Genomic DNA, 10939 nt, shown 5'->3' with positions numbered 1-10939 from the left:
GACGGTGCTGGTCATTTCACGCATCCTCTTGAGCCTGGACGCGGGCCTCGTCCATCGGCTGCTAAGGTGATGAGGCTTCGGGTCTTTCCGCCTCAGCAGCGAGGAGGGCGGTAAACATGTTCGGAATCGGCGTGCGTTGACGCCGGCTGAGGAGCCAGCGTTGGCGGGAGCAGATGTGACCTGCCCCCCTCTGGTCCCGCGGTCATAATGGGAGTCCGCAGGCCTTATAGCTGATCCTGGGTGCGAAGCCCGACACGGTCGTCTTCACCTGAGACGGCAATGACGAGATGGACTAGGGCTATGGAGACGGGTCGGTCAAACTCCAGGCCAATGGATCGCTCCACGGGAACTTCCACAACGACCACGAAATAACATTTATCGCTCGACGCTGGTCGATGTCTTCAAGAGCCTGCTGGACTAATGCAAGCTGCTACGGACCACTTCAAAAAGCGAACCTGAGTTAAGGCTGTAAATTGACAGCATGCTTATCACCTAATACATTTTGCGGCTGTCGGCGATTTTCGGGCTCTTGGAGTACAAAATGACTGCATTTGATAAATTCGATCACGCAGTTTCGGAAAAGGCAAAAGCTTTCAATCTGCTGGCTCCGCCGGATGACTATTTCGATGATCCCAGCACGTATTTTCGCCTTTTGCGGAATTGCGATCCTGTTCACCAACAGGAAGATGGAACAGTCCTCCTGACCCGCTATGATGACGTACGCCAAGTATGGCGAGACCTGTCGGGCCTTGTCTACAAGGGGGAGTTTTTTGAGAAGAAGTTTGGTCAGGGTCCTCTGCTCGAGCATCATACGTCCACGATGCTGTTCCGCGACAACCCGGACCACGATCGCTTGCGCAGTATCGTCAACCCCTTCTTCTCGCAGGCCTCGATCAAGTCCCTGACAGATTTTACCCAGAGCGTAATCGACCGTGAGATCACCAGAGTTAAGAAAATGGGCGAGTTCGATTTCGTGCGGGATTTCGCATTCCGCATCCCGGTGTCACTCATCTGCAGAGTGATCGGCATTCCGGTTGAGGATGCCGACTACATACAGGGCATTGGGCGAAAAGTCCTTTTTCCACTCAACCCCAAGGTCTCGGCGGAAGCGATCGAGCAGGGCCATGATGCGACGACGGAGTTCTTGGGCTACCTCAGTGCCTTTCTCGACGAGATCAAGGCACGCCCCACCATAGACCCAACTGAGAGCATCATGTGCGCCATGGCCTCGGCCCAGCGTGAGGGGGTCGAAGTCAGCGACTCCGAAATCCTTCACATGTGCATTGTGACCCTCAACGGGGGTCACGAGACTACAACCAACCTGATTTCCCAGTCGTTGCATTTTCTGATGGAAGACCCCCAGAGCAAGCGCCAGCTTGCCGATGGCGAAGTTACTTTGCCCTCCGCACTCGAGGAACTGCTTCGCTTTATTACGCCGCTTCAGCTTCAGGGGCGGCGGACGGCGACCGATGTTGAGCTTGCCAGCGGCAATGGGACCATCCCAGCTGGCACTGAGGTGGTTCTGTGCCAAGCATCGGCGAACCGGGACGAACGCATATTCGAGGACCCCGACCGTCTTAATCTGGCGCGGCGTCCGAACAATCACGTAGCGTTTGGTGCTGGGATCCACGTGTGTCTCGGCCGGCCGCTTGCTCGGATGGAGGCTCCGATCGCCCTCGCGGCCGTGCTGAAGGAACTGCCGACTTTGGTTAGAAACGGTGAAGTGTGTTTTCATCGCAATACGCGGTTCAGAGGTCTGGAGCTTTTCCCCGTTAAGCTGGCCTGATTAACGCCGACCCCACGCATTGCGATGCCAGAAAGCGAGCGAAATCTACATTGGAATGCAGGTTCGCGGTTCAGCTGGATTAGAAGGAGGAAATAATGAAGATCTGTCGTTTTCAAAGAAACCGTATCGGCATTATTCAGGACGATCAGGTTGTCGATGTTACATCGGCCCTCGAACTTTTGCCCCTGATGCGATACCCGCTGCCGCGATATGATCCGCTGATCGCTCATCTTGATCAACTCATGGAGGCATTCCTCGAAGCCGCGGAGACCGGAGAGCGTCGTCCCGCTTGCGAGGTCAATTTCGATTCTCCCATAGCAAATCCAGGGAAGCTGATAGCCGCGCCCGTAAACTACGTGAAGCACCTCGAGGAGGCGCGCGCCCAGGAAGATCTGCACCAGGGCAACGCTGCCCAGGTGAGGGTAATTCACGAAACAGGTTTGTTTCTTAAGGCGACCAGCAGTATGATAGGCCCATCAGAACCCGTGACGCTGCGGTTCCCCGACCGGCGCAGCGATCACGAAATCGAACTGGCAGCGATAATCGGCAAACGTGCAGACCGCGTGCCCGCCGAGCGAGCACTGGAATATGTCGCGGGGTATGCGATCGGGCTCGACATGACCGTGCGCGGAGCCGAGGAACGCAGCATGCGCAAATCGATCGACAGCTACTCTGTCTTGGGTCCGTGGCTCGTAACCGCTGATGAGATTCCCGATCCCTCAGAGCTCGATTTCGAACTGAAAGTGGACGGAGTCTCCCGGCAGAAGGCAAATACGCACGACCTTGTGCTGAGCGTGCCGGAGTTGATCGAAATGGCCAGCCGATTCTACACCCTTGAGGCTGGAGACGTGATTTTTACGGGAACGCCCGAGGGCGTAGCACAGGTCAAGCCCGGAAACAAGATCCACGCCTGGATCGACCGGATCGGCGCTATGGAAATCAATGTGGCCTGAAGCCTGAAGCCTTAAGCATCCGTGTGTCGCGGCAATGGATAATGAAGATTAAATGAACCTTTTTCAGTTGTCTAGGATTCCCAAGCTGTTGGAACTGATGGACGAGTGTTCTTGCCTGTCGCTCGAACAAAGGCAGCCAGCGCCGTCAGTAAATGACGCTGATCTTCGGCGTTAAGATCATCGATTAGAAGTGACCTCAATTTTTCGACACGGCCGAATGCCTTAGCATAAAGCTCCTCTCCAGAAGGGGTGAGCTGAAGGAGTTTCTGCCTCCCATCTGTGTGGCTCTTACTTATGAAAATAAGCCCGCGTCTCTCAAGGGCACTAGCAGTGCGTCCGGTACTGGCTTTGTCAACCGCCGCACGACGTGCAACTTCCGTAACAGAAAGGCCCGGAAAATTGTGGGTTGTTGCGATGATTATCCAACTTACGGGCGACAGATCAAGGCCCGCCATGGCCTCGTCGAACGCGTACAGAAAGACTTGATAGCTCCGTCGGATCAGGTGCGCTGGGTGCTCTACCAATATCCGGAATTCGGCTTGGTCACACCCTGATTCCATATACTGAGGCTCAACGTGATCTCTCATTCTATTTATTCTTTATGTTACGCGTCAAGATAGCGGCGAATTTGCCGCATAATGAGTTACCATCTATGAATTATGAAATGAATACCGTCGGCTTGCCCGTGTCTGATTAAAGATTGCGCTGTGACAGAGGTTACATCTACCCGCTAGCTTGACCATTCATCCGCCTCGAAGGCTGGATTGTCCGATATACCCGAGCAACCGTTGGGTTTTTAATCAATCGATGCACCCAAGCCATCAGAACAGACGGCATCGCAGCGTCGCTGCGGGAAGTGCGGAGGATTGGCCTCGTCTTATACCGCCATTGAAGGCATCGGCGAGTACATTGTTTGGAATTCTCCGGTGCGCTTGACCGACGGCTCGGTACCGTGACCTGCCCCCCGTCTTGTCTCTCGGTCAGAAGGGGAGTCCGCAGGCTTCATGGCTTAAGCTCCGGTGGGAGCGGCCGGGCGACGCCGCTGTTTACGTCGCGCAGCCGTCCGGCCGCCTGGTTCAGCCGCACGTTCTCCGGCTCGAGGCGCACTGCGCGGAGGTCGGTCAGACGTAGCTTTAGTCATGCTGCCACCGGTCGATCATGGCCTGGGCTTCCGCCAGGGTCGTGAACACCTCCTCATTCAGGCCCCCGTGCCGGAACTTGCCGTTGAGGGTCTCGAAGAAGCTGTTCTGCTGGAGTTTGACGCGATCTATGTAGTGGCAGGCGACGCCGTTCCGGTTGACCCAATTCAGCATCGCCCGCGATGTCATCTCCGTGCCGTTCTCGCTGGCGATCCGCGAAAGCTTGCCTCGCCGGGCGATCAGCGTGTCCAGCTCGTGTACAATGCGCCTTCCTCCGATAGCCGTCTCCACCACTAGCGCCAGGGCCTAGCGCGTAAGCTCGACGCCATCATCGCGCGTCGGGGGTCGACCGACGACGATCGCCAGCGACGGCGGCATGGGGCTTACCTCGAACGCCATCCTGGCCTGGTCCGACGAGACCGGGGTCGGCTGGCATTACATCGCACCGGGCAAGCCCCAGCAGAACGGCTTCAACGAGAGCTTCAACGGTCGACTTCGCGACGAGCTGTTGAACGAGATGCTATTCCGGTCCCTTTCACACGCCCGGCTCGTGCTGGACGCCTGGCGGCGCGACTACAACGAAAGCCGACCTCAATCGAAGCTTGGCTGGCTGACCCCGCAGGCCAACGCCCAGGCGCTCACCGGCCAGATCAGCCGGCCTGATGCACGAGTTGTGGGCTGCGCAGACCGGCCTCTTGCCAACCCGACCAACCCAAACTCAGATCACCGAAGGACCCTCATTCTTGGCCGGATGACAACGGAGGGTCATGTCTGGACGATCTCCCAGACGCAAGATTGAAAACGACGTTGGTGCGTGGTCGAGTACAGTCATGTGTTCGGCTGTTGATGCAGCTGTGTGCGCCGCTGGCCTTGATGAAGTCCGCGGACGGGCTCCCTAATCACGTCTACGCGCTGCAGTCGCTCACCCCCCTCTTGGGTTTCACCTGTCCCCGGCTGCGGCCGGTTCGTCATGACATCTCACCACTCTTCATCTACGGCGTCGGTCCCTGGTGGAGACTGCGCCGATCTCTATGCCGTCCTGGGCCTGCAGTCCTCCTGTCGCGCCATCAGGGTCCAGGCGATGCGGACGGTCTTGTTGGCCAAGGCCACGGCGGCGACCTTGGGCTTTTTTGCGTTCGAGCCGATTGCCCATCCAGCCCTCGCGTTCTCGCTGGCGGTCCATTCGCAGGACAGCCGTCGCCCCAACGACCAGAAGGCGTCGAAGGTAGCTGTCCCCCGATCTTGCTGATGCCGCCCGCCAGGCCTCCCAGCGCGGCACGCGCCAGATCCGGCAAGTCCTGATCCTCTCCACGCAGAGTCTTCAGGGCTGCCTGCACTCCAGTTGGACCTTGAGGAGCGACGATGCCGAACTCTCCGAGGTCGCCCCACAATGCGTTGATCAGCATCGTTCTCTGGTGAACGAGGAGATCCCGGGTCTTGTGCAGCATCAACACCGCCTGCTGCGCTTTGTACTTCACGGCCACAAACCGCGTGGTCGGCCCGATGACGGCCTCAGCGATCGCCTCGGCGTCAGCGGCGTCGGTCTTGCCGCGCTTCGCATAGGCCTTCACGTACGCCGGTGGCATGAGCCGCACCTCGTGGCCGATCGCCATGGGCTCCCGCCCCTAATGATGGGCAGAAGCGCACGCTTCCATGCCGACGAGGCCGGGCCCAATCGACTGCAAGAAGGCCAGTATCTGGCCACGCCGCAGCTGCCGCTTGACGACGACCGTGCCGTCTGCGGCGATACCGTGAACTTGGAAAACAGTCTTCGCCAGATTGAACCCGACCACAGCGATGGTCTGCATGACACCGCTCCTAGACGTGACGTCATTGCTGACGACAACCCTGAAAAGCTGGTCAGGTGGTGGTCGTCCACCATCACGTCAGACGCCAACAACTTGCTGTGAGTACCTATGTGAGATCGGGCTGAGGTCGGCCCAAGGCCCACTTTTTCTCTACCCATTCGCGCAAGCCCCCAATGCCGGACAATGCCAAGATCGACAACCTGCGAAATCACGTGGAGCGCTGCTTCAACAATCTCAAGCACTTGAACCACTCCGCCAACCGCTTCAATCAGATGGCTTGGCGCTGCCTCCCCTGGTCCATGCCGTATCCATGCTTTGGAAAATCCGAATGCCGATTCGCGCTGGTCCCTGGACCTAGCGCCCGTGGCGGTCATCATGTCACGATAGTTCAGCAAGACCACACGCAGGGGCCGGAAAACCTGACCTGGTTCGACAGCGGGGCGCTGCTCCGCTCGTCTGCCACAGGCTTCTAGGTCCGGATCAAGCCACCCATAGTGGTTTAATCACGTCCATCAGGTCGCCCACCACAATGTCCCGCCCAAAGCGATCCCCGGAGGCATCCTCCCAAGCCCGGATCTCATCGAGGGCACCCAGCGATTGCTCGATTTCGTCGTGGCCTTCGAGCAGCGCCCGCTTGCGGTCTCGATCGACATCAAAAGCGAAAACGCTCCCGCCTGATAGAGTGATGGTCTGAGATTGAAGATCGACGGTCATTGTCGCCCGATCGGCGTCGTTGGCATATGTCGTCAATCGGGCGACGGTGGCATCGGGCAGGGCGACTGGCAAAATTCCGTTCTTGAAGCAATTGTTGTAAAAAATATCCGCAAAACTCGGGGCGACGATGCAACGAATGCCGAAATCCAAAATGGCCCAAGGCGCATGCTCCCGGCTCGACCCGCAGCCGAAATTGGCACCCGAGATTAGGATTGACGCACGCCGCCAAGGCTCTCGGTTTAGGATGAATTCTTTCCGGTCACCGCCGGTCGCGTCGTAGCGGAGCGTGTGGAAAAGGTGGATGCCCAACCCCGCCCGGCTGGTCGTCTTCAGAAAGCGTCCGGCTAGGATCTTGTCCGTGTCGATGTTCGCAATCGGCAAAGAGGCAGCAACCCCGGTGAGGCGCACGAAGGGTTGCATCAGTCGAAACTCCGGGAATCCACGATCTCTCCGGCGATTGCCGCTGCGGCCGCCATGACTGGTGACATCAGGTGCGTGCGACCGCCTTGACCTTGGCGGCCCTCGAAGTTGCGGTTCGAGGTCGAGGCGCAGCGTTGTCCCGGTTCCAGCTGGTCTGGGTTCATGCCCAGACACATCGAACATCCCGCCTCGCGCCATTCGAAACCCGCCGCAAGGAATGTTGAAGCCAGTCCCTCTGCCTCCGCCTGGGCCTTTACGGTCCCCGATCCAGGAACGACAAGAGCACGAACGCCAGGGGCCACCTTCCGGTCGCCGACCAAGCCAGCCGCGGCGCGGAGGTCCTCGATACGGCTGTTGGTGCAACTGCCGATGAAAACCACGTCAATCTTCAGGCCAAGCACAGGCTGGTCGGGTCCCAGCCCCATATACTCGAGCATGTGCTGGATTTCGGAAGCTCGTTCCACGGGCATCTGATCGACCGAAGGAGTCCGGCCATTCACCGACACCACAGCTTCCGGGCTGGTACCCCAGGTGACCATGGGCTCGATCTCCTCGGCGTTAATCTCCACCGTCCGATCGTATGTCGCGCCGGGATCCGTTGCGAAGGCGGTCCACACGGTTTTCGAGGCTTCGAATGCATCTCCCTGTGGTGCAAGGGGCCGACCGCGGATCCAGGCGAATGTCTTGTCGTCTGGAGCGATCAAACCGGCGCGCGCGCCGGCTTCGATCGACATGTTGCAAACAGTCATGCGCCCCGCCATGTTGAGTGCGCGGATTGCTTCGCCTGCATACTCGATGACATAGCCCGTTGCGCCAGCCGTACCCAGCTGCCCGATTATGGCCAGAATGAGATCTTTACTTGTGACACCGGCCCCTAGCTTTCCCTTCACGTTCAGGAGGAGGGTCTTGGCCGGCTTCTGGATCAGGGTCTGAGTGGCAAGGACATGTTCGACCTCGGACGTTCCAATGCCGAAGGCCAGGGCTCCAAAGGCGCCATGTGTCGACGTATGGCTGTCACCGCACACGATTGTCATGCCCGGTAGGGTCATGCCCATCTCCGGGCCGATGACATGTACAATTCCCTGGAGGCGGCTGCGCAGTGGGACGTACGGTAAGCCGAACTCAGCAACGTTCCGCTCCAGAGTCTCGACTTGGTTGCGACTGGCGGAATCGGAAATCGGGCGGTCCCGGTGTTCGGTCGGGACATTGTGGTCTGCGACCGCGATGGTGGCACCCGGCCGGTGCACGGAGCGCCCAGCCAGCCGCAACCCTTCGAACGCTTGCGGGCTAGTGACCTCATTCACCAAATGGCGGTCAATATAGAGGAGGACGCCTCCGCCGATCGCGTTACCCACGACATGGGCGTCCCAGATCTTCTGGAACATCGTTCTAGGCTCAGCCGTCACGATTTAAGCCCCAGACCCGACGCCAGGGCGTCGCGCACACGGCCGCCCATCATGGCACCGGGAAGCTGAGCTCCCTCCAAGGCCACGCCCACGAGGCGCTTGAGGTCTAAGCCAGTCGGGACGCCCATCTGTTCGAACGTCCAGACCACGTCCTCCGTGGCCACATTGCCGGTTGCGCCTGGCGCAAATGGACAACCTCCCAGTCCCGCGAAGGAGGCGTCCACCACGTCGACACCGGCGTCCCAGGCAGCCACGACATTGGCGACGCCCAATCCATACGTGTCGTGACCGTGATAGGCCCACCCTCCGACCTGCGGAAACCGAGACCGGGCGGCGGCGAACAATGACGAGACCCGGTCGGGCGTGACCCTGCCCGTGGTGTCGCACAGACAGATTTCGGCCTGCGGAAGGATGTCCACCAGCCGATCGAGCAATGCCAAGGTGTGGGTGGAGTTCATCCTCCCATCCCAGGGACAGTCGAAAGCCGTGGCGACATTCAACCGCATCTGCGCGCCGTCCGGCATCATTGCTGCGACTGACCGATAGTCCTCGACCGATTCCAAGGGCGTGCGCCGGACATTGTTCTCATTATGGCGTTGCGATACCGAAAGAACGAAGGCCAGGTGGGTGGCTCCGGCCTCGAGGGCCTTGCCGGCGTTGCGGAGATTAGGAACCAGTACCTGCACGTCGAGACCCGGCAGGGCCTGCGCTCGCCGCATGACCTCACCCGCGTCGGCCAACTGCGGCACAGCCGTAGCGCTGACGAACGCGGTGGCCTCCATCCGCCTTACGCCTGCGGCATAAAGCTTCTCAACCAGATCGAGTTTCACGGGGGTCGGGATCACATCTGTGATCGACTGAAAACCATCACGGGGGCCGACCTCGACAATTTCCAGGGCTCGTTGATTCATGGCATGGCTCCTGCTGCACGAAGGTCGGCGATCTGTTCCGCGCTGTAATCGAGCAACTCGGCTAGGATTTCCGGACCATGCTCGCCGATATTCGGTCCGGTCCAGCGTATGCTGCCGGGGCTTTCTGGCACATGAGGCACCACGCCAGCATGCAGCACACGGCCCAGGCGGGGATCTTCAATCTCCTGAACCATGTTGCGAAACCGATACTGAGGATCTGCAGCGATGTCGGCGGCGGTGTAGACCTTCGAACACGGAATATCAGCAGCATAAAGGAGGTCGACGAGCGCGATTGAGTCGTATTCGCGCGTCCACTCCGCTATTATGGCGTCCAGGACAGTCATGTGCGACACCCGCGCCGCATTGCCCTTGAACCGGGTATCTTCGGCCAGACCGGGCTGCCTCATTGCGGCGGCGAGCTTTTTGAACAGGGGCTCGGAGTTGGCTGCGATCAAGATCCATGAATTGTCACGGGTAGGGTATGCATTGGTGGGGGCCGCGGTCACGATCCCACCACCGGTGGGTTGCTTGATCTTGCCCAATCGACCGTATTCAGGAAGCATGGCCTCCATCATGCTAAAGACGCTTTCAGTAAGGGCGACGTCCAAGCTTCTAGGCACCCCGTCCCCGCCTTCGCGGTCCCGCTGCCAAAGGGCCGTCATGACGCCGAAGGCCGCATAGAGGCCAGCTATTGAGTCCCCGATGCTCACTCCCACGCGTACAGGCGGCAAATCGTAAGTGCCCGGCGGGTGATTTGTGAGGTGGCGCAATCCCCCCATAGCCTCGCCAATCACGCCAAACGCCGCGCGGTGTCGATAAGGACCGGTCTGCCCATAGCCAGAAATGTGGGCAATGATCAGGTCCGGGCGATGGGCCCGCAATACATCCGCCCCCAGACCCAGCTTCTCCAGTTGTCCCGGTCGGAAATTCTCAACCAGCACATCACATTTCGCGACTAGGTCAAGCACTACGGCTTTCGCCGCTTCGGATTTAAGATCCAAGGCGATGCTGCGCTTATTTCTACCGTGAACCGACCACCACAGTGAATGACCATCTACCTGCTCACCCCACTGGCGCACGGGATCGCCTGAGGGAGGCTCGATTTTGATGACGTCCGCACCGAGATCGCCCAACAGGCGCGTGCAGAAGGGGGCGGCAACGAAATGCCCCAGTTCGAGCACCCTGAGCCCCGTCAGAACCGGAGCGGCCGGGGCCAGGGCGAGTGGATCGGGCATGTCGGAAGTTCCATTGGCGAAAGCCGGATAATAGGCGCAGGGCGTATGCAATGCTATACTGAGAGTATCAAGCGCGCTGCTTGGGATGGTCGTCAGTCGTTGCCTCCTGTACCCAGTCCATGACAACTAAGAACGCAACGTTAGAATCGATATGGTTGTCCAAGCCGAGTTCGCGCCGCTTTTCGAGCAGGGCGCGTTCTGCTCCGGAACAACCTAATCGTTTTACTTAATACCTTCAGACTGCCACCGCCCCGGCGTGGTCTTTGTGTTGCGAGGATGCCTCCCGACCAAGGCGGCTTAGCAAGGTATTAATCCGCATCATTCGCTATCAAGCAAAAAGACCGCGCAGCTCCTGCGAGATCGACTCCGCCTGCGGAACTTATACTTCCTCCCGAGAGTTGCATCGTCGGCCAAGTGACAGGCTCGGCGATCGCCACAGCGTGGATAGTGTCAGTTTACCCGCGCATCACTGAGGCCTTCGTTTACGCTTGCGGCATCAGCCTCACTTCTTGGCAGGCCGCGATCCGCTCACGAGCTCAGTTATGAGCCGTGGCGAGTGCCTCAGAA

At 59.2% G+C, this 10939-nt stretch carries 8 protein-coding genes and 2 pseudogenes; 3 read left to right on the top strand and 7 right to left on the bottom strand.

Translation table 11 applies throughout. The annotated features are described in order from the left end of the window. Window positions 1–541: 541 nt before the first annotated feature. Together ACP7BH_RS15810 and ACP7BH_RS15805 are read left to right on the top strand one after the other, a co-directional pair. Window positions 542–1786 carry a cytochrome P450 gene (locus tag ACP7BH_RS15810; protein WP_425986804.1) on the top strand — a complete coding sequence of 415 codons (1245 nt, stop codon included), beginning with the start codon at window positions 542–544 and terminating at the stop codon, window positions 1784–1786. A 95-nt stretch (window positions 1787–1881) separates the two neighbouring features. Further along, window positions 1882–2739: a fumarylacetoacetate hydrolase family protein gene (locus ACP7BH_RS15805; protein ID WP_425986802.1), complete on the top strand. Its 858-nt coding sequence runs from the start codon at window positions 1882–1884 to the stop codon at window positions 2737–2739. Between the two features lie 71 nt (window positions 2740–2810). Here ACP7BH_RS15805 and ACP7BH_RS15800 read toward each other — a convergent pair whose 3' ends face one another. Further along, the gene (locus ACP7BH_RS15800; RefSeq protein WP_425986800.1) at window positions 2811–3326 is read right to left on the bottom strand and encodes a MarR family winged helix-turn-helix transcriptional regulator; all 516 of its coding nucleotides are present in this window, start codon (window positions 3324–3326) and stop codon (window positions 2811–2813) included. Window positions 3327–3872: 546 nt separating this feature from the next. Next, on the bottom strand, window positions 3873–4169 hold the full coding sequence (locus ACP7BH_RS15795) for an integrase core domain-containing protein (protein ID WP_425986798.1): 297 nt from the start codon (window positions 4167–4169) through the stop codon (window positions 3873–3875). 15 nt (window positions 4170–4184) lie between these two features. Here ACP7BH_RS15795 and ACP7BH_RS15790 point away from each other — a divergent pair. Continuing rightward, window positions 4185–4677: pseudogene (locus tag ACP7BH_RS15790) on the top strand (integrase core domain-containing protein); the annotation flags it as partial. A 230-nt stretch (window positions 4678–4907) separates the two neighbouring features. Here ACP7BH_RS15790 and ACP7BH_RS15785 read toward each other — a convergent pair. The 5 genes and pseudogenes from ACP7BH_RS15785 to ACP7BH_RS15765 form a co-directional block, all read right to left on the bottom strand. After that, window positions 4908–5686, bottom strand: a pseudogene (locus ACP7BH_RS15785) (IS110 family transposase). Between the two features lie 480 nt (window positions 5687–6166). After that, the gene (gene leuD, locus ACP7BH_RS15780) at window positions 6167–6820 is read right to left on the bottom strand and encodes a 3-isopropylmalate dehydratase small subunit (protein ID WP_425986796.1); all 654 of its coding nucleotides are present in this window, start codon (window positions 6818–6820) and stop codon (window positions 6167–6169) included. Continuing rightward, on the bottom strand, window positions 6820–8205 hold the full coding sequence (gene leuC, locus ACP7BH_RS15775) for a 3-isopropylmalate dehydratase large subunit (RefSeq protein WP_425986794.1): 1386 nt from the start codon (window positions 8203–8205) through the stop codon (window positions 6820–6822). Before leuC ends, leuD begins: the two co-directional genes overlap by 1 nt. A gap of 17 nt (window positions 8206–8222) precedes the next feature. Then, window positions 8223–9137, bottom strand: a complete 915-nt coding sequence (locus ACP7BH_RS15770; protein ID WP_425986792.1) for a hydroxymethylglutaryl-CoA lyase — start codon at window positions 9135–9137, stop codon at window positions 8223–8225. Then, a complete protein-coding gene (locus ACP7BH_RS15765) occupies window positions 9134–10372 on the bottom strand; it encodes a CaiB/BaiF CoA transferase family protein (RefSeq protein ID WP_425986790.1) in 1239 nt (412 codons plus the stop codon). Before ACP7BH_RS15765 ends, ACP7BH_RS15770 begins: the two co-directional genes overlap by 4 nt. Window positions 10373–10939: the final 567 nt, after the last annotated feature.

The sequence above is a fragment of the Brevundimonas sp. TWP2-1 genome (assembly GCF_049897645.1).
Lineage (GTDB): Bacteria > Pseudomonadota > Alphaproteobacteria > Caulobacterales > Caulobacteraceae > Brevundimonas.
This window is presented reverse-complemented; position numbering and strand designations above follow the sequence as displayed.